Origin of the sequence: Flavobacterium tructae (assembly GCF_002217475.1) — a bacterium.
In the GTDB taxonomy this organism is placed as follows: domain Bacteria; phylum Bacteroidota; class Bacteroidia; order Flavobacteriales; family Flavobacteriaceae; genus Flavobacterium; species Flavobacterium tructae.
Genome location: NZ_MUHH01000027.1, coordinates 22,663 through 40,273 on the forward strand (window position 1 = coordinate 22,663; position 17,611 = coordinate 40,273).

A 17,611-nucleotide genomic window follows, 5' to 3' on the forward strand; every position below is an offset into this window, starting at 1 on the left:
GAGTGGTTTTTATTGGACAAGTTCCTGTCGCTTCCGCCAAAACTACTTACCGAAATGGATGTAAACAGTAGTACTCTTTGAAGCCTAAAACTACAAATCAAATTGCATTTACCACTAAGAAAATGATAGTAAAAATGTAAAAATTTTGTAGTTTGACAACATTATGGAAAGACAGTCATTAAAGTTCTTTAAACTGATTCCCATTTGCCATTTTGCTTGGCGAGATCAATCGAAAGCTGACCGTATTCTGTCATTAAACCTTCTGCAATCATTCTTTCTGCCCGCTCTTTATTGGGTTGGCTCCATTTGCTTTTTTTGGCATTTCGTGGGGTAAATGTCAAATAATAACTTTCAGGATCCCGTTTCTTGCACAAACTGTCAATCCACCCAAAACAGAGTGCTTCTTCTGTAGCTTCGATAAGATTTACACTTTCTGTTTTACTTTTTTTGTGGTATAAAATCAACCAGACTGATTTTTCGATCTGACAGTTTTCCTGTAGCCAATCGCGCCATTCTTTTCGGGTTTTGGCATAAAGTGCTATTCTTCCATCTTTTGTTTCCATGAGTTTAGAATTGAGTGCGGACATAAATTTAATGAAATTTAATGGTAAAATGTGTAAAGTTTTAAGGATTCTAATCGTGTTTTGGAAACGGTATGTTTGCGAATGAAATGGGAGTACTATTTTCAAAGGTTTAAAAAAATAGAAATTGTTTAATGAGTGTAAACCTTTGTAAATTTGTAACTTAGTAGTTCTTAGCTTTAATGAAATTTAAAACAATTAGAAGTGATACGATTTAAAGTGTGTTATGATTAGTGACGGAAAGCTCTTCTAATGGACAGGTGAAAAAGATATAGAGATCAGGATTAATAACAATTTAAAATATAAATGCTATGATACATCAAATTGATACAACAGACAATATTGTCGCTTTTCGGGCATTGGCAGTGGTAACAAATGAAGATTTTCTAAGTGTCGTGATCCCCGCAGTGGAACATTTGGTAAAACAAACTAACGAAATCAATTTTTTATTGGTTTTGGATACAGACACTGAGGCTTCTACTTCAGAGGTATGGCTGCAAGATGCCTTGCTTGGTTTAAAACATCTTGGAAAATGGAACAGAGCCGCAATAATTATAGATTCGGAAGAGATTATTTCTTTTACTAATGGGTTTGGTTCTGTCATTCCCGGCGATTTTCTTGGCTTTAAAAAAGAATCTTTCAATAAAGCATTAAACTGGGTGGAAGGAAATATCAATATTCATTAGTTTTTATCAGATAAAAAAAAGCCCCGAATTCATGAAGTATTGCCAGATGAGACTAAGCAAAATCCATGAATTCGAGACTAAACTATTTGTGAGAGATTTCGAAATAGATCTGAAACAGACGAAATCTAATGATTGTATTCGATACCGCTGCTTACGTTAAGATCTCTTTTAGCTTTATTGGTTTTTGAAACTTGTTTGTAGCAAGCTGTAGCCAATAGAGGAATAGCCAGGCTTCCAACAACGGCAGCAGTTTTATCTTGTCCCGCTTTTTTCAAAATAGCACCTGCTACAAGAGTTCCTACACCTGCAAAAATCAAATTTTTTACAGAAAACTTAGAGGCTGGTTTTGGAGTAATTCCGTGTAATAGTGGATCTATAAAATTCAATTTTTCCATGATTATACTTATTTATTTAATTAAACTTTTTTGTTATTCATTCTGATGGTCCTTAACAATCAGTTTTGTTTTTATTATTTCATTTTTATTTTCTGACGTAACAATGCAAAAAAACACTTAGTTGAGCATACGCTCTAAAAACAAGCGAAAATCCTGCCAAATTGTTACCATGTTACTTATTTAGCAAAATTTTATAATTCTAAGAAATGGTTTACGTTCCATTTATAAGATCCTTTTCACATTATGGTCAGTTTGATACAAGTTGTTGTAAATGCAAATAATCAAATGATTTAAATTATGCTCTTTGTATGGCATAAATTTTTAGTATTCGTTTTTACAGAACAAAATTGTTGATTTAAAATTACTCTATTTAAGTGTACTGATATTACATAGTTTTCCTCTTTTGTTACACAATTTTAGTACAAATAACCCTTTATAGAAAAAACCGCTAAGTTTTACTGCTTAGCGGCTACTGGCAATTTTATTGATTAATTGAACAATTGGTTTTTAAAGTGACTATTTTTTACCATACAGAACACCGTTTTTTACTGACTTTTTATTTAGTTCTCCTTTTTCAAATAATTGCTCCAGAATTGTATGGGCTTCGGCATAAGAAATATCCAGAATAACGGCATACTCTTTTGGTGTAAGAGTAGGATAAATTTCAAATAGAGCTAAAGGATGCTCATTTGCTATTCTTTTCTTTTTAGCGTCAGGAAACAGTGCTAATATTGCATTTTCATAAGAGGCATAAGGCTTAGAACCATAAACGGTTAATTGATTTTGATTCCCATCAGAGAAAAACAAAGTAGGGAAGCCTCGTACGCCAAGACTTCTGGCATAGTTCAGATCTTCCTGAAAAAGTACTTTTGCTTCTCCTTCGTAATCCCATTTTAATTTTTTGGTATCTAAACCGGAAAGTTCGGCCGCTTCAGAAATGTTTTCCCATTTCGCAATATTCTTCTTTTCGAGATACAATTTCTCCCTAAGAATCCGCATAAACTTTACTGCTTTATCTTTACTCTGAATTTGCGCTGCTTTCATCGCAATACAAGATGGATAGGAAGAATCCAGCGGGTCTTCGAGCCATACATTTCCATCAATAGGCATTTCATAGTACAAACTTGCTTCTTCCCAGTGATGAGCGACATCTGACGGTTTACTGATCCCGCCACTATTGTAAGACCAATCCGGAAGTAAACCGCCCATTCTGTAATCAATATCGATATAATTGCCGTATTCGAGTTTTAGTTTTCTTAACTGAGGTTCAATTCCCCAACAGGAAGAACAGATAGGATCAGTGTAATAAATAATTTTTATCGGTTTATCTGTAGTTGGAATGATGGAAGTTTCATTTGCTTTTTCCTGAATTGGCATTTCACAGGTTCCCGTTTCAGGATCACACAATAATGGATTTGTTTTGTCTGTACTCATTTTTGAATTTATTTGTGATTGACAGTTTGTACTGCAGATCAGAATTAATAATAGCGACAGTCTTTTCATAAATAACTGTTTTAGATTTACGCTTCGGTTTAAATTTTATAATTTTACTGTAAAGTTCGTCCATCTTTAATCACAAGTCAATTAGTCTAAAAAATATGACTACAGCAAATACATCAGAAACGGAGAATGAATGTCCGGCAGAAGGGCTTTTAAAATTGCTTTCGGGCAAGTGGAAATCGCAAATCTTTTTACTAGCCGTTAATGGTCCTTTGCGTTTCAACGGACTTTTAAGAGAACTTAAAGGAGCGAACAAACAATCTGTTGCAACGGCACTTCGGGAACTGGAAGATTTTGGAATTTTGGACAAAAAAGTAGTTCGTTTAAAACCTTTACATATCGAATACCATCTTTCTGAAAAAGGAGCATCATTAGTTCCGGTTTTTAAACAGTTGGAGATTTTCTCAAGAGTGTAAAATAGTAAGTTTGGATAATTTTGATTGCTGTTTAGAATAAAACAATTAAATGATATAAACGATGAAAAAGCTATTATTATTTTTGGTGTTGTTGTTTCAAATGACTGTAATAACAGGGTACAGTCAAAGTAAAGATCCTTCCTCTAAAAAAATTGTCGGAACCTGGTACGCCGATGCCAATCGAAATACAAGGTGGGTTTTTACGGCAGACGGAAAAGTTTTCAATTACGATAAAAACACGTTTAAAGTAATGTATCGATATACTATTTCAAACAGCTGTCAGAATAATTCAGATGATACACTCGAATTTGTAACGCTGATGGATAAGGATGGGGATGAATATTGTTTTAGAATAAACGCTATAAATGAGAACAAGAGTGGCGTTTTATCGATGACGAATATGAGTAATATGGAAGCGATCTTGTTTGTTAACGACATCAATATCGTAATAACAAATTAAATTTATTTCGCATTAAACTTTTATTAACAAAAAGCAAATTGGCATTCGTTTATATTTGTAAGGCAAAAACTAAAAACAGCACGAACAGGTATGAAAATCAATGTATTAATAATTTTTGTTGTATTTGCTTTCTCCGTAAGCGGTTATAGTCAGAATGTAAAGCTGTTAAACATCGATCAGCTGAACGAAAGAATTAAGAACGGCAAAGACAGTACTTATGTTGTTAATTTCTGGGCTACCTGGTGCGCACCCTGTATTAAAGAGCTGCCACATTTTGAAAAGTTAAAGGCGGATCATAAATCAGATAAATTAGCGGTTTTATTGGTAAGTGTCGATTTTAAATCTAAGTTAAACTCAGCTGTAGTTCCGTTTGTGAAAAGAAAAAACCTGAAGAACGAAGTTTTTCTGTTAAACGAAAGCAATCCGCAGGAATATATAGACCGCATTGATAAAGACTGGTCGGGAAGCATTCCGGCAACCTTATTTATTAAAGAGGATAAAAGAAAATTTATTGAATCTGAATTTACCTACGAACAATTATTAACCGAATATAAAAAACTGTAAATTATGAATAAGTTTATTACTGCTGTGACTTTGTTTTTGTTTAATCTGCTGCTTTCTCAGGCTCAGAGCACCACCCTTAAAGCCGGCGAAACGGCTCCGGATTTTAAATTGAAAAACGTAGACGGAAAAGAAGTTTCCTTTGCCAGTTTTCCAAAAGCAAAAGGATACATCGTTGTTTTTACCTGTAATACGTGCCCTTATGCGGTAGCGTACGAGCAAAGAATAATTGAATTGGATAAAAAGTTCAAAGCCCAGGGTTACCCGGTAATTGCCATTAATCCAAATGATCCTGAAGCTTCTAAGGCGGATTCTTTTGAGAAAATGCAGGAATTGGCAAAAGATAAAAAATATCCGTTCCCTTATTTATTTGATGCCGGACAAAAAGTTACCGATCAATATGGGGCGAAACGTACACCACATCTTTTTATCGTTTCTAAAACCGATAAAGGAAATGTGGTAGAATATGTAGGAGCAATTGATAGTGACCCGGAAGGAACTAAAACCGAAAAAACAAAGTATGCTGAAGAGGTGATCGCAGCATTAAAAAGCAATAAAAAACCTGCCGTTACACAAACCAAAGAAATCGGCTGTACGGTAAAAAGAAAAGCGAAAGCTTAATTTTTTAAGAAATTCAATGTCATAGAAAATGCCTCAGTGATGAGGCATTTTTTTATGCTATGATCTCCGTTAGTCTCTGTTGTTCCTGAAATTCCAGTTCGGCAATAATTTGCTTTTTCATTGTAGTATGAATGTAGTCTTTGGCTTCAGCATAAGAAATAGCATACTTGCGATTAATTTCCTGAAGATGAATCGGAAAATCAGCAAGCAGTTTATCATAATAGGCATTCAGTTGTGAATCATCGGGCATTTCAAATTTTAATTTGATTTGAAATCTTCTCAGCAAAGCTGTATCAATACTTTCGTAATAATTGGTCGCACAAATAAGTAAACTGTCTGCCGGAAGATAATCAATCAGTTGAATGATCGTATTTACCAGACGTTTCATTTCAGCCACATCTTTGTCCTGACTGTCACGGCTTTTACCAATCTGATCAAATTCGTCGAGAAATAAAACCGCTTTTTCACGAATTGCTTTATCAAACAACACTTTTACATTTTTAGAAGTTTCTCCAATTTTAGCATCAATTATGGTACTGAGATTCACAATAACAATGTTCTTGTTTAAAGCGTTTGCAATGGCTTTTGCAGTAGTGGTTTTGCCACAGCCGGAATGCCCGTGCAGTAGTATTTTGTTATCTACTTTGAGATTGTATTTTTTTAATTCTTCGATATATTTATGTTCTTTTATCGTCTGAATTAATACCGTTTTATTCTCTGTGCTAAAAAGCAAATCTTCCAGTGCTATTTTTTCAGTATCGTTTACAACAAGTTCGTGCAGATTCATTTGTGATTTTATTTGGTGCAAAATTAGACTTTATTCTGCAATATTTTCGTTCCAGATTTCTTTTCCTAAAAAGCGGTTTCCAAAAATTGAAGTTCCAATTCGGATCAGATTCGAACCTTCGGCAATGGCCAGTTCTAAGTCTTGTGACATTCCCATTGAAAGTTGTAAATTATTGATCCCTTCAATTTTAGCTGCGTAAATTTCATCTCTTGTTTTTCGAAGCAAATGCAATGACGGACGCATTTTTTCTTTTTCGACATCCAGCAATCCAATAGTCATTAGTCCTTTAATCTTAAGAGTTTCGTAACGTTTTATCTTTTGAATAAATGAAAGTACTTCTGTTGGAGGCAGTCCGAATTTACTTTCTTCAAATGAAGTGTTTACTTGTATAAAAACCTCCAGTGTTCGTCCTTCTTTTTGTAATTGCCTGTCCAATTCATTGGCCAAACTTAGTCTGTCGAGAGATTGAATACAAGTGACGTACTTAAGAACGTCTTTGACTTTATTGGTTTGAAGATGGCCAATAAAATGGCGTTCGATTTTTAAATCTTTTAGTGCCGGATTTTTATCACGGAGTTCCTGCATTTTATTTTCGCCAATGAGTGTTTCTCCGGCATCGATCGCAATTTGAATGTCTGCTGCAGAAACGGTTTTAGTCGCCAGTAATAGTTTCACATCTGATACATTTCTGCCAGAACTTTTACAGGCATTCTCAATGCGTTGATGAACCTGTTTTAAATTGAAAATAATATCTTCTTTCATGAGGCAAAATTACCGGTAAACAGACGTACTTAAAAGATCCAGTTTTTAGTATAAGTAATAGTCCAGATTGGAGGTAAACTGGACCAGATTAGGACTATAAATGAAAAAACTGGATTATTTAGCAGATCCTGAATCGAAGTAATTTTGTACTGACAATAAAGTCAAATTTAAAACAAATTAAAATGAGTAAATCAATTTTTTATCATGCCGGCTGTCCGGTTTGTATTAGTGCAGAACAGGATATTTTAAGTTTAATTAACCCTGCTGAGGTTGAAGTTGTCGATCTGGGTGTCGATAAATCCAGAATTGCAGAAGCTCAAAAAGCAGGATTGCAATCGGTTCCGGCTTTGGTAACGCCAAACGGAAATGTGCTTCATATTAATTTTGGCGCTTCTATAGCAGATGTAATTGGATAGATTCACTGTGAGAGGTAAAATGTAAAATGTAAATCGTATGAAAATAGCAGTGTGGGATACCTATGTAACCCGAAAAGATGGAACAGTAATGCATTTTGATATTCTGGTTGACGAACGTACTGTTGATGAAAATCAGATTTTTGAATATGGCAAAAGGTATCTTAAAACAGTAGCACAGGAAGGGCAACCGCTGACCTCAAAAGAATGCAAATTTTGTCATATTGACAAGGCTCCTGAGACTGTGCAAAGTCAGATTCTTAAACAGGGATTTTCGATTATCGAAATGGAGAACTGTAATTAACTGATTCTTTTGTTTTGTATAAAAAAGGCTGAAACGTTGTTGTTTCAGCCTTTTTTATAGATACAGAGTCTATGTTTCTATGTGTTAAAATAAATTACGTAGAGAGCAGCTTATAATTATAAACTTTTTAGTTTTTTCATGAAAACCGGAAAGACTTCATTTAATTCTTCAAAAAGAGGGTTGTTGCGGTGTTTCAGTTTTATTTCGCTGAACAATTTGAGACCAAGTGCAAATTGGGTGGCTTCGTGTGGATTTTCAAACAGGTTTTTAGCCTTTATTTTTTCGATGATATCAAATATTTCATCATGATTGTCGAATTCTATTCCAAGTTCTTTTGCGGGTTCCGTTTCGCCGTTTGCGTATTCTTTTAAGCTTAAAGTCAGGTAATATTTGTTTGATCTTTTTTGCATGATATTATTTTTTTAATTTTATTTCAACCATTTGTCTACAATGGTTTTAAAGGTTTCTTTGTATTGTTCACCAACCGTGATCTCGGTTTTATTAATGAATATTGAATTTTTACTGATGGAGTTTATTTTGTCCAGTGCAACAATAAAGGAGCGGTTGATTCGCATAAATTTTAGGGAGGGTAGTTTTTCTTCGAGCGCTTTTAAAGAAATCAAAGACATTAATCCTTTTGGGGAATTTTCAAGATGTACTTTCACATAATCTTTGAGACTTTCGATATACAAGATGTCTTTTAATGAAATTCGAACCCACTGATATTCTACTTTCAGAAAAATAAAATCATCATCATCTGCTGTAATGGACTGAAATTGACCGGAGGCCTCTTCTGTTAATTGCAAAACTTTGCCGGCGGCTCTTAAAAACTCTTCATAACTAAAGGGTTTTAAAAGATAATCAACAGCGTTGACCCGATAACCTTCAATAGCGTAATGATTGTAGGCTGTGGTGAAAATTATTTTAGGTAATGTTCCCTGCTGTTCCTGTAAAAGGCGGGCAAGTTCCATACCGCTTAAATTCGGCATATTGATGTCCAGAAAAATAATGTCGGGTTGTTGTTCCCGTATCAGACTCATAGCTTCAATAGCATTATCGCAACTTTGAACCAACTGTAAAAAAGGAGTTTGTTCTATAAAAGTTTCCACCAATTTTAAGGCTAGCGGTTCGTCGTCTACTGCGATACATTTTAATACAATCATTGTTCTAAAGTTATTTGCAGGTTTACTTTATATTTTCCGTTTGGATCAATACCGGCCGTTAAACTGTGTTTGTCAGGATAGATGAGGTGTAATCGGCGTTTGGTATTGGTTAAGCCAATTCCGCCCTGTTCTGTTGGAGTTGTTTTTTCGAAAAAAGTGTTTTCTACCTCAAATTCAAGCAGCGTTCCGTTTTGTTTCAGCGCAAAATGAATCTCGCTTTTGTCCGTAGCATGCACGCCATGTTTAAAGGCATTTTCGACTAACGGCAGTAAGAGCATCGGTACAATCGGATAATCCTGAATTTTTTCCGGAATATCGCCGGTAATAGTCAGTTTACTGTTGGCTCGAAGCTTCATTAAAGCAATAAAGTCCTTCATAAAAGCCACCTCTTTCAATAAGGTTGTTCTTTCGCCTTCAGTGCTGTAAAGCAGGTATCGCATCATTCGGCTTAAAGTATGAAGCGCATTACGGGAATCTTCAATATTGGTATACGTAAGGGAGTAAATGCTGTTAAGCGAATTAAAAAAGAAATGCGGATTGATTTGTGCTTTCAGCATAGCCAGTTCGGTCATCGTTTTGTCCTGCTCCAGCTTTTGTTTGTGCTGAGCGGCTCTTTGCCAATGCAGCAACATGGCATAACTGGTACTGATGGCCAGAACCAGTAAGGTGAGACTAAAAATATAGTTATCGAAATAGGTGTTTCGGTATCGTTTGAATCGGATAAGTGCAGCCAGTTTGTTATGTAAATCGGTGTTGAGGTTGTAAAAATAGGATGCCAACTGCATGATGAAAATAATCAATAGAATCCATAACAAGAAAGGGCCAATTTTGTCTTTAATGATGGTTTTTGGAACAATTACCTTGGCATTATAGTAAAAAATCGCAAGCATGAAAAGCAAAACAATGGTTTGCCAAATCCAGAATATATGGGGAAGTGCTATATTCCAGGTAAGCGGAATATAAAACAGTTGCATATATCCTAATAATACCCAGGCCAGGATGTGTAATCCGGTAGACATAAACGGTTTAAAAAAATTGGGTGTCATTGTAAGTTGTGATTTTAAGGACAATATTACATTTTATTTGAACAGTATATAAAACCAATCGCTCAAAATAGATTTACAACCCGTAAAAACCATTTTAGAGTCGACGAGGCTATTACAAAAATACTTATTTATCAGGGAACATCTTCCATCGGTTCTCATCTAATCTTTATCGATTGCAGGGGGCTTTTCGTCTATTGTAAAAATTTTGTGTGTTCTATTTCAGTTCTTTTGTTCCTTAATAAATAGATAATCATACAATCCATAAAAATGAAGAAGCAATCTTTTTTAAGTATTCTAGCAGCATCTATTGTGATCACTTCGTGTGGAAACAAAAATGATAAAGCGGCTCAGGCCGGAGGTGCACCACAAGTTAAAGAATATAAAACGCTGACTTTAGAACCTAAATCGGCAACTTTATATACAGATTATCCCGCCAGCATTCAGGGACAGCAAAATATAGAAATTCGTCCGCGGGTAGAAGGGTATATTGATAAGATTTTTGTTGATGAAGGTGCTGTGGTTAGGGCCGGACAGCCATTGTTTAAAATTAGTGCTCCGGAATATGAGCAGGAAGTTCGCGCAGCCGCTGCAAGTATCAAAAGTGCTCAGGCTAATTTAAGTGCGGCTAAACTGGCAGTCAATAAAGTAAAGCCGTTGGTCGAAAAAGGAATCATCAGTAAATACGATTTAGAATCGGCACAATATACTTATGAATCGGCTTTAGCAACACTGGCGCAGGCCAATGCCAGTCTGGTAAATGCCAAGACAAACTTGGGATATACAACAGTAACCAGTCCTGTTGACGGTGTCGTGGGTTCTATTCCGTTTCGTTTGGGAAGTTTAGTGAGTTCTAATACCGCAGATCCTTTAACGACGGTTTCAAGCATCGGAAATGTATATGCTTATTTTGCAGTGAATGAAAAAAAACTTCTAAGTTTTACTCAGAATACAGATTCCGGAATTGCACTGGCAGAAAAAATTAAAAAGATGCCTGCTGTTTCTCTGCTTCTTTCAGATGGTACAGCTTACGGTGAAAAAGGACGTATTGAAACCGTAAACGGATTAATCAATACCGAGACGGGGTCCGTTACTTTCAGAGCACGTTTCCCCAATACAAAAAGCATCATCAGAAGCGGAAACAGTACTACAGTGAGAATTCCAAACGAAGTGAATCAAGCGATTATTGTTCCTCAAAGCGCCACTTTTGAACTTCAGGATAAATTGTTTACCGTAGTAGTTGGAAAAGACGGAAAAACTAAAAATGCCAATATTACGGTTTTAGAAAATACTGCAGGAAATTATTATGTCGTAAAAAGCGGTTTGCAGAGCGGAGACCAAATTGTTTTGGAGGGTGTGGCAGCACTTAAAGACGGAACTGAAATTAAAGCTCAGAATCAAAGTGCAGAAACGGTTTACGCGGATTTAAAATAAAAAGAAATGTTTAAAATATTCATACAACGACCGGTACTATCTACGGTAATATCGGTTATTATCGTAATCCTGGGAATCCTGGGACTGGCCGCACTTCCTATTGCGCAATATCCGGACATCGCACCACCAACCGTAAATGTAGCCGCAAGTTACACCGGAGCGAATGCAGATGTGGTACTAAAAAGTATCGTAATTCCGCTTGAAGAGCAGATCAACGGTGTAGAAAACATGACCTATATGACTTCTACGGCGACTAATGATGGTAATGCCTCTATAAAAATTTTCTTTAAAGTAGGAACCGATCCTGATTTAGCTGCAGTAAACGTACAAAACAGGGTTTCAAGGGCTACCAGTTTATTGCCGGTTGAGGTAACTCAGGCGGGGGTAACCGTGACTAAAAGTCAGAGTAGTAACTTATTGATTTTCTCTTTGTACAGTGATGATAAAGCCTACGATCAGACATTTCTTCAAAATTATGCTAAGATCAACTTAGTACCGCAAATTCAGCGTGTAGTGGGAGTAGGAGATGTTACCGTTTTTGGTTCAAGAGATTATTCTATGCGTATCTGGCTGAAACCTGATGTAATGCAGCAGTATAAATTGATTCCTAGCGATGTTTCGGCTGCTTTGGCAGAACAAAATATTGAAGCGGCACCGGGAAAATTTGGTGAAAACGGAGATCAGGCTTTTCAATATGTAATCAAATACAAAGGGCGTTTAACAAGCGCAAAAGAATTTGAAGAGATCGTCATTAAATCAGCCGGAAACGGACAATTATTGCGTTTAAAAGATGTGGCAAAAGTAGAATTAGGTTCTTTAAGTTATTCTTCGACCAGTACCACAAACGGGCGCCCGTCTGTGGGTATTGCAATTAGTCAGACTCCCGGTTCGAATGCACGTGATGTCATTAATAATTCTAAAAAATTGATTGACGAAGCCGTAAAAACGTTTCCGAAAGGCATAAAGTATACCGTATTAATCAATGTCAATGAAAACCTGGATGCTTCAATTGAGAAGGTAATTCACACTTTGGTAGAAGCTTTTATTCTGGTTTTTATTGTAGTATTTATTTTCCTTCAGGATTTCCGCTCGACTTTAATTCCGGCGATTGCAGTTCCTGTTGCGATTGTTGGAACGTTCTTCTTCCTGAATTTATTCGGCTTTACCATTAACCTGCTGACGCTATTTGCGATGGTTTTGGCCATTGGTATTGTGGTCGATGATGCGATTGTAGTCGTCGAGGCAGTACACGCCAAACTCGACAATGGGTACAAATCAGCTAAGAAAGCTACTATTCATGCGATGAATGAGATTTCGGGAGCGATCATTTCGATCACACTGGTCATGGCGGCGGTATTTATTCCGGTAACCTTTATCACAGGTTCGACCGGGGTTTTCTATAAGCAATTCGGAATTACATTGGCAGTTGCGATTATTCTGTCGGCCGTGAACGCACTTACTTTGAGTCCGGCGTTGTGTGCTTTACTTTTAAAACCACATGCTGACGATCACAAACATCAAAGTTTTATTCAGCGTTTTTATACCTCATTTAACGTTGCGTTTGACAATGTAACCGAAAAATACAAACGTTCCGTTCAGTTCCTTTCCATCAAAAAATGGATTGCACTGGGATCCATACTTTTTGCTGCGGGAGCTTTGTTCTATATGATGAAAACGACACCGTCTGCTTTCGTTCCGGCGGAAGATCAGGGTGTAGTTTTTGCCAATATCAGTTTGCCGCCTTCGGCTTCTATGGAACGTTCTGACGTTGTAGCGAAAAAGGTCGATAGTATAGCACACACCATTCCAGGTGTCGAAAATACTCTTCGTATCGTGGGTCAGAACTTTACAGCAGGTGCGGGTAGTGCCTACAGTATGGTAATTGTGAGATTGAAAAGCTGGGAAGATCGTGAGCTGAGTGTCGATGATGTAATTGGTCAGCTGTTTGCTAAAACGAGCGGAATTCGTGAAGCCAATATCTTCTTTATTTCCCCGCCAACGATTCAGGGATTTGGACAAAGTGGTGGATTTGAATTTCAGTTACAGGACAAAGGAGGCCACAGTACAGCAGAATTTTATAAAGTAAACAATGAATTTCTGGCCAAGCTTTCGGCACGTCCGGAAATACAATATGCTACGACACCTTTTAATCCGGGTTTCCCTCAATACATGATGGATATTAATCTGGCAAAAGCAAAAGATGCAGGAGTTTCCGTCAATACTATTTTATCAACCATGCAAGGTTATTATGGTGGATTGTACGCTTCCAATTTCAATAAATTCGGAAAGCAATATCGTGTGATGATTCAGGCTTCTCCGGAGTTTAGAACCAATACCGAGGGTTTGAACAAGATCTTTGTCCGCAACAGTGCCGGAACCATGGCGCCTATTACCGAGTTCGTAAAAATGACAAGAGTATTCGGACCGGAATCTATCTCAAGATTTAACCTGTTCACCTCTATTTCTATCACGGGAGCACCAAAACCGGGTTATAGTTCCGGAGATGCTATTAAAGCGATTCAGGAAGTAGCAGCAGAGAGTCTCCCTGCAGGTTATGGTTATGAATTTTCGGGATTAACGCGTGAAGAATTAGCATCAGGAAGTGAGACGATTTTTATTTTTGTATTGTGTCTGGTGTTTGTTTATTTCCTGCTAAGTGCACAATACGAGAGTTATATCCTGCCTTTTGCTGTACTGTTTTCAATTCCGTTTGGATTGGCAGGAGCCTATTTGTTCTCGATTATTTTCAAGTTGAACAGTAATATTTATTTACAGATTTCCTTAATCATGTTAATTGGGTTATTGGCCAAGAACGGTATTTTGATTGTCGAATTTGCACTCGAAAGACGCCGAAAGGGATTGCCAATTGTACAGGCGGCTATTGAAGGAGCGGTAGCACGTTTCCGTCCGATTTTGATGACCTCTTTTGCTTTTATTTTGGGACTTGTTCCTTTAATGTTTGCTTCGGGCGCAGGTGCCGTTGGAAATAAATCGATTGGAACGGGTGCTGTTGGCGGAATGTTGATCGGTACCATTTTAGGAGTATTTGTAATTCCGGTATTGTTCATTATTTTCCAGACATTGCAAGAGCGTGTGAGTGGTCCGCCAAAAGAAAATTATGATGATGAAGGTGACGATGACGAGGAAGTACAATTGATAGAAACTCACAAAGAGTAGTAATTTAATTTTAAAAAAATGACTCATAGTTCTAATAAATATATTCTTTTGGTAGTGGCAGCCACACTGTTGAGTGCGTGCTCGATTACCAAGAAATACGAACGTCCGTCGGCTATTTCGACCGATAAGTTGTATCGCGATCAAAATGCTGCCGATTCGACTACTATGGCAAGTATGCCGTGGCAAACTGTTTTTAAAGATGAGAAACTGAATGCTTTAATTCAAAAAGGATTAGATCAGAATCTCAATTTAAAGAATGCGATCGAAAATATAGTGCAGTCGAGAGCTACTTTGCGTCAGGCAAAGTTGGCTTATTATCCAACGCTGAATTTTGATGCGAGTGCTACACATAACAAACAATCAAAGGCGGGACTGAATTTCCCCCCGGGAATTAATATCAATACACTGACAACAACCTATAAGTTAGGGTTAAGTACTTCCTGGGAACTTGATATTTGGGGAAAATTGAGCAGTTCAAAAAGAGCGGCTTTAGCTGCCTATCTTGCTACAGATGCTGCAAAACAAGCCATTCAGACACAATTGATCGCTGATATTGCGAATAATTACTTTTTGTTGTTAGCGTATGACAAACAATTAGAAATTACCAAAGCGACTTTAGAAAGCCGTATTAAAAATGTGGAAACGATCAAAGCTTTAAAAGAAGGTGCAATAGTTACCGGAGCAGCAGTGGTGCAGAGTGAAGCCAATCAGCATGCAGCCGAAGTATTGATTCCGGATTTAAAACGAAGTATTCGTGAAACGGAGAATGCTCTTAATATTTTGTTGGGACAAGCTCCTGGCGCTGTTGAGAGAGGGACGTTAGGGAATCAGACCGTTCCGGAAAATCTTGCTGTAGGTATGCCGGCGCAATTACTGGAAAACCGTCCGGATGTTCGTCAGGCCGAGTTTAATTTCCGCACTGCGTTTGAAAGTACCAATATGGCTAAAACTTATTTTTACCCAAGTTTAACGCTTACCGCAAGTGGCGGATTCTCTAACCTCCAACTAACGGATTTCTTTACCAATTCTGTTTTTTATTCTTTGATAGGAGGCTTAACACAGCCTATTTTCAATCAGGGACTGAATAAGGCAAGATTAACGACAGCACAATCCAAACAAGTTCAGGCACTGAATGATTTTCAGCAAAGTCTTTTAGTAGCAGGGCAGGAGGTATCAAATGCTTTTTATGCTTATGAAATGGCCGTTGAAAAAGAAGACTCAAGACAAAAACAAATTGAAGCCCTTGAAAAAGCAGTCGATTTTACACAACAGCTTTTAGAGTACAGCTCGGCAACCAATTATACCGATGTATTAACTTCAGAGCAAAATTTATTGGCGGCGCAATTAAGCGGGATCACCGATAATTTGCAAAAATTACAAGCCGTGGTCGATTTGTATCGTGCCTTAGGTGGCGGATGGAAATAGTCTTCGCGGCTTCTATTATTTTAAATTTTGAAACGAAAAGCGCCTCAGAGTATTGAGGCGCTTTTTTTATTTAGAGTTTCGTGAACTTATTTTGTTAAAGAGAATAATTTTGTTAGTTACATTTAAATTTCAATCCCAAAACTTAACAGCATTTTTGGGAACAGTTTCTCCGAGAGTAGTTGTTTTAGAAAAATCTGTTTTTGGAGATGCAGCCAACTCAATATTCTGACAAGCTTCTCCGTTAATGGAGATTGCTTTCGCAAAAGTCGAATTAAAAGCTATATTTTTTAAAGACATATTTTTAGTATTGTAAATTTCAAATACGATAGGGTTTTCGATGTCTAATGTTGCATGGTTGATTTTAATTCCGTTAGCATCAATAATCGAAAAGCCTTTTTCTGCTTTGGCGGTCAAATTGGAGATTTCGATGTTTTCCAGATTCATTTCAGGCAAACCTTGCAGAAATACCGCTTGCTGTGCGCCTTTAATAGTGATGTTTTTAATCGATATGTTTTTAAACTGTGGCGTTTCTTCACTTACAGGAACAGCTTTTGTAGTTACGGTGTTTCCGCCTTCTGCCAAAGTTTCTGCTATGGATTTTCCCCCATAATACAAATCAAAAGAGATGGCTTGTGAGGGAATATCGGTCATAAAAATATCCGAGATATAAATGTTTTCCACAATTCCTCCACGTCCACGGGTGCTTTTAAAACGCAAACCAACATCCGTTCCCATGAAAGTACAATTGGAGACGTGCAGATTTTTCACCCCACCCGACATTTCACTTCCCACTGTTACACCGCCATGTCCGTGATAAACGATGTTGTTTTTTACGATAATATTTTCGCAGGCAACACCTCGATCACGACCGTCTTTATCTTTTCCCGATTTGATACAGATGGCATCATCACCTACATCAAAACTTGAATTTTCGATAATGACATTTTTGCAGGATTCTACGTCAAGACCGTCACCGTTTTGAGAAAACCACGGATTACGAACAGTTATATTTCTAACGATTAAATCCTCTATCATAAACGGATGAAGGTTCCAGGCAGGTGAGTTTTGAAACACAGGGCCATCAAATAACACTCTTTTACTATTTTGTATGCTCACTAAAACCGGACGAAGGAAGTCGTGAATGGCTTCAAATTCTTCTTTCGTTTTTAGATCGTGACGAACATTCTGATCAGCACCTTTGGAGCCTTTTAAATATTGTTCAGAAGGATACCAGCTGTCTTTCTTTTCATTTAAAACACCGCCGGAAGCGATAAATTTCTTCCATTGTTCTTCCGTCAGTTTGTTTTTTTTAACCTGTCTCCAGGCTTCTCCGGAACCGTCCCACACACCACTTCCTGTAAAGGCTACATTTACGAGATTCTTGCCATAAATAGGAGAGATGCAGCGCCAGGTGTTAAGCCCTTCAAAACTGGTTTCAATAATGGGATATAAATTTTTGTCGGTAGAGAATTTAATTAAGGCGCCTGTTTGGGCATGAAGTTCAATATTGCTTTTTAGTATAATTGGACCTGTTAGCCAGATTCCGGGTGGAATAATTACTTTTCCACCACCTTTTTTTGACACGGCTTCTATGGCATCAGCGAAAGCTTTCGTGTTTAAAACATAGCCACCATTTACAGCACCAAAATCTTTTAGATTTACAGTATGATTTGGTATTACCGGTTCATTGACTTTGGGCATTTTAAATTCTACATTTTTGTAAGTATCGTATGTATTTAGATTTTGAGCAAAAGCGCCGGATAGAAAACAGTGGATCATCAGGATCAGGGCAATGTGTAAAAGTGGAATTGGCTTCGCGTTCATGTAGTATGAATTTGGTTTGAAAGTTAGTTTTAAAATGAATAGGTTGTTTACTTTATTGC

The 17,611-nt window shown here is 37.1% G+C and carries 19 protein-coding genes; 10 read left to right on the forward strand and 9 right to left on the reverse strand.

Annotated features, from left to right (window positions below; genetic code table 11):
* Positions 1-188 precede the first annotated feature (188 nt).
* The gene (locus B0A80_RS12860) at positions 189-563 is read right to left on the reverse strand and encodes a YdeI/OmpD-associated family protein (RefSeq protein ID WP_089077524.1); all 375 of its coding nucleotides are present in this window, start codon (positions 561-563) and stop codon (positions 189-191) included.
* A gap of 329 nt (positions 564-892) precedes the next feature.
* On the opposite strand from B0A80_RS12860, the gene B0A80_RS12865 reads away from it, so the two are divergent.
* Complete coding sequence (locus tag B0A80_RS12865) at positions 893-1,267, forward strand: SpoIIAA family protein (RefSeq protein ID WP_089077525.1); 375 nt, start codon at positions 893-895, stop codon at positions 1,265-1,267.
* Between the two features lie 125 nt (positions 1,268-1,392).
* On the opposite strand, the gene B0A80_RS12870 is transcribed toward B0A80_RS12865, so the two are convergent.
* Positions 1,393-1,662, reverse strand: a complete 270-nt coding sequence (locus tag B0A80_RS12870) for a hypothetical protein (RefSeq protein ID WP_070908282.1) — start codon at positions 1,660-1,662, stop codon at positions 1,393-1,395.
* 516 nt (positions 1,663-2,178) lie between these two features.
* Positions 2,179-3,096 (reverse strand): DsbA family protein, encoded by a 918-nt coding sequence (locus B0A80_RS12875; RefSeq protein ID WP_089077526.1) that lies wholly within the window; start codon positions 3,094-3,096, stop codon positions 2,179-2,181.
* A gap of 164 nt (positions 3,097-3,260) precedes the next feature.
* Here B0A80_RS12875 and B0A80_RS12880 point away from each other — a divergent pair, with 164 nt between their 5' ends.
* The 4 genes from B0A80_RS12880 (at position 3,261) to B0A80_RS12895 (ending at position 5,220) form a co-directional block, all read left to right on the forward strand.
* A complete protein-coding gene (locus B0A80_RS12880; protein WP_089077527.1) occupies positions 3,261-3,578 on the forward strand; it encodes a winged helix-turn-helix transcriptional regulator in 318 nt (105 codons plus the stop codon).
* 61 nt (positions 3,579-3,639) lie between these two features.
* A complete protein-coding gene (locus tag B0A80_RS12885) occupies positions 3,640-4,038 on the forward strand; it encodes an LIM domain-containing protein (RefSeq protein WP_233430743.1) in 399 nt (132 codons plus the stop codon).
* 90 nt (positions 4,039-4,128) lie between these two features.
* Complete coding sequence (locus B0A80_RS12890; RefSeq protein WP_089077529.1) at positions 4,129-4,602, forward strand: TlpA family protein disulfide reductase; 474 nt, start codon at positions 4,129-4,131, stop codon at positions 4,600-4,602.
* Between the two features lie 3 nt (positions 4,603-4,605).
* Positions 4,606-5,220 carry a thioredoxin family protein gene (locus tag B0A80_RS12895; protein ID WP_070908286.1) on the forward strand — a complete coding sequence of 205 codons (615 nt, stop codon included), beginning with the start codon at positions 4,606-4,608 and terminating at the stop codon, positions 5,218-5,220.
* Between the two features lie 52 nt (positions 5,221-5,272).
* On the opposite strand, the gene B0A80_RS12900 is transcribed toward B0A80_RS12895, so the two are convergent.
* Positions 5,273-6,007: an AAA family ATPase gene (locus B0A80_RS12900; protein ID WP_089077530.1), complete on the reverse strand. Its 735-nt coding sequence runs from the start codon at positions 6,005-6,007 to the stop codon at positions 5,273-5,275.
* Positions 6,008-6,037: 30 nt separating this feature from the next.
* Positions 6,038-6,769 carry a YggS family pyridoxal phosphate-dependent enzyme gene (locus B0A80_RS12905; protein WP_089077531.1) on the reverse strand — a complete coding sequence of 244 codons (732 nt, stop codon included), beginning with the start codon at positions 6,767-6,769 and terminating at the stop codon, positions 6,038-6,040.
* Positions 6,770-6,951: 182 nt separating this feature from the next.
* Between B0A80_RS12905 and B0A80_RS12910 the strand changes: the two genes are divergently transcribed.
* Both B0A80_RS12910 and B0A80_RS12915 read left to right on the forward strand, forming a co-directional pair.
* Complete coding sequence (locus B0A80_RS12910) at positions 6,952-7,185, forward strand: thioredoxin family protein (protein WP_089077532.1); 234 nt, start codon at positions 6,952-6,954, stop codon at positions 7,183-7,185.
* Positions 7,186-7,222: 37 nt separating this feature from the next.
* On the forward strand, positions 7,223-7,486 hold the full coding sequence (locus B0A80_RS12915) for a DUF2024 family protein (RefSeq protein WP_017495649.1): 264 nt from the start codon (positions 7,223-7,225) through the stop codon (positions 7,484-7,486).
* Positions 7,487-7,602: 116 nt separating this feature from the next.
* On the opposite strand, the gene B0A80_RS12920 is transcribed toward B0A80_RS12915, so the two are convergent.
* The 3 genes from B0A80_RS12920 to B0A80_RS12930 are packed head-to-tail and all read right to left on the reverse strand — an operon-like array spanning position 7,603 to position 9,695.
* Entirely contained in the window at positions 7,603-7,896 is a 294-nt protein-coding gene (locus B0A80_RS12920; RefSeq protein ID WP_017495650.1) for a DUF3861 domain-containing protein, read from the reverse strand.
* A gap of 18 nt (positions 7,897-7,914) precedes the next feature.
* Positions 7,915-8,649, reverse strand: coding sequence for a LytR/AlgR family response regulator transcription factor (locus B0A80_RS12925; RefSeq protein WP_017495651.1), 735 nt, complete (start codon positions 8,647-8,649; stop codon positions 7,915-7,917).
* Positions 8,646-9,695 carry a sensor histidine kinase gene (locus B0A80_RS12930; protein ID WP_089077533.1) on the reverse strand — a complete coding sequence of 350 codons (1,050 nt, stop codon included), beginning with the start codon at positions 9,693-9,695 and terminating at the stop codon, positions 8,646-8,648. The genes B0A80_RS12925 and B0A80_RS12930 overlap by 4 nt, the downstream gene beginning before the upstream one ends.
* 267 nt (positions 9,696-9,962) lie before the next feature.
* On the opposite strand from B0A80_RS12930, the gene B0A80_RS12935 reads away from it, so the two are divergent.
* The 3 genes from B0A80_RS12935 to B0A80_RS12945 are packed head-to-tail and all read left to right on the forward strand — an operon-like array spanning position 9,963 to position 15,728.
* A complete protein-coding gene (locus B0A80_RS12935; RefSeq protein WP_089077534.1) occupies positions 9,963-11,126 on the forward strand; it encodes an efflux RND transporter periplasmic adaptor subunit in 1,164 nt (387 codons plus the stop codon).
* 6 nt (positions 11,127-11,132) lie between these two features.
* A complete protein-coding gene (locus tag B0A80_RS12940; RefSeq protein ID WP_089077535.1) occupies positions 11,133-14,303 on the forward strand; it encodes an efflux RND transporter permease subunit in 3,171 nt (1,056 codons plus the stop codon).
* A gap of 18 nt (positions 14,304-14,321) precedes the next feature.
* Positions 14,322-15,728 (forward strand): efflux transporter outer membrane subunit, encoded by a 1,407-nt coding sequence (locus tag B0A80_RS12945; RefSeq protein WP_089077536.1) that lies wholly within the window; start codon positions 14,322-14,324, stop codon positions 15,726-15,728.
* Between the two features lie 129 nt (positions 15,729-15,857).
* Here the strand turns inward: B0A80_RS12945 and B0A80_RS12950 are convergent, their stop codons facing one another.
* A complete protein-coding gene (locus tag B0A80_RS12950) occupies positions 15,858-17,552 on the reverse strand; it encodes a glycoside hydrolase family 28 protein (RefSeq protein WP_233430744.1) in 1,695 nt (564 codons plus the stop codon).
* Between the last annotated feature and the right edge of the window lie 59 nt (positions 17,553-17,611).

Excerpts from the sequence above, each read along its gene's own strand:
- B0A80_RS12895 (WP_070908286.1), top strand. The coding sequence starts at position 4,606 with ATGAATAAGTTTATTACTGCTGTGACTTTGTTTTTGTTTAATCTGCTG.
- B0A80_RS12860 (WP_089077524.1), bottom strand. The coding sequence starts at position 563 with ATGGAAACAAAAGATGGAAGAATAGCACTTTATGCCAAAACCCGAAAA.
- B0A80_RS12900 (WP_089077530.1), bottom strand. The coding sequence starts at position 6,007 with ATGAATCTGCACGAACTTGTTGTAAACGATACTGAAAAAATAGCACTG.
- B0A80_RS12940 (WP_089077535.1), top strand. The coding sequence starts at position 11,133 with ATGTTTAAAATATTCATACAACGACCGGTACTATCTACGGTAATATCG.
- B0A80_RS12925 (WP_017495651.1), bottom strand. The coding sequence starts at position 8,649 with ATGATTGTATTAAAATGTATCGCAGTAGACGACGAACCGCTAGCCTTA.
- B0A80_RS12910 (WP_089077532.1), top strand. The coding sequence starts at position 6,952 with ATGAGTAAATCAATTTTTTATCATGCCGGCTGTCCGGTTTGTATTAGT.
- B0A80_RS12915 (WP_017495649.1), top strand. The coding sequence starts at position 7,223 with ATGAAAATAGCAGTGTGGGATACCTATGTAACCCGAAAAGATGGAACA.
- B0A80_RS12935 (WP_089077534.1), top strand. The coding sequence starts at position 9,963 with ATGAAGAAGCAATCTTTTTTAAGTATTCTAGCAGCATCTATTGTGATC.
- B0A80_RS12880 (WP_089077527.1), top strand. The coding sequence starts at position 3,261 with ATGACTACAGCAAATACATCAGAAACGGAGAATGAATGTCCGGCAGAA.
- B0A80_RS12875 (WP_089077526.1), bottom strand. The coding sequence starts at position 3,096 with ATGAGTACAGACAAAACAAATCCATTATTGTGTGATCCTGAAACGGGA.
- B0A80_RS12870 (WP_070908282.1), bottom strand. The coding sequence starts at position 1,662 with ATGGAAAAATTGAATTTTATAGATCCACTATTACACGGAATTACTCCA.
- B0A80_RS12865 (WP_089077525.1), top strand. The coding sequence starts at position 893 with ATGATACATCAAATTGATACAACAGACAATATTGTCGCTTTTCGGGCA.
- B0A80_RS12905 (WP_089077531.1), bottom strand. The coding sequence starts at position 6,769 with ATGAAAGAAGATATTATTTTCAATTTAAAACAGGTTCATCAACGCATT.
- B0A80_RS12930 (WP_089077533.1), bottom strand. The coding sequence starts at position 9,695 with ATGACACCCAATTTTTTTAAACCGTTTATGTCTACCGGATTACACATC.
- B0A80_RS12950 (WP_233430744.1), bottom strand. The coding sequence starts at position 17,552 with ATGAACGCGAAGCCAATTCCACTTTTACACATTGCCCTGATCCTGATG.
- B0A80_RS12890 (WP_089077529.1), top strand. The coding sequence starts at position 4,129 with ATGAAAATCAATGTATTAATAATTTTTGTTGTATTTGCTTTCTCCGTA.
- B0A80_RS12920 (WP_017495650.1), bottom strand. The coding sequence starts at position 7,896 with ATGCAAAAAAGATCAAACAAATATTACCTGACTTTAAGCTTAAAAGAA.
- B0A80_RS12885 (WP_233430743.1), top strand. The coding sequence starts at position 3,640 with ATGAAAAAGCTATTATTATTTTTGGTGTTGTTGTTTCAAATGACTGTA.
- B0A80_RS12945 (WP_089077536.1), top strand. The coding sequence starts at position 14,322 with ATGACTCATAGTTCTAATAAATATATTCTTTTGGTAGTGGCAGCCACA.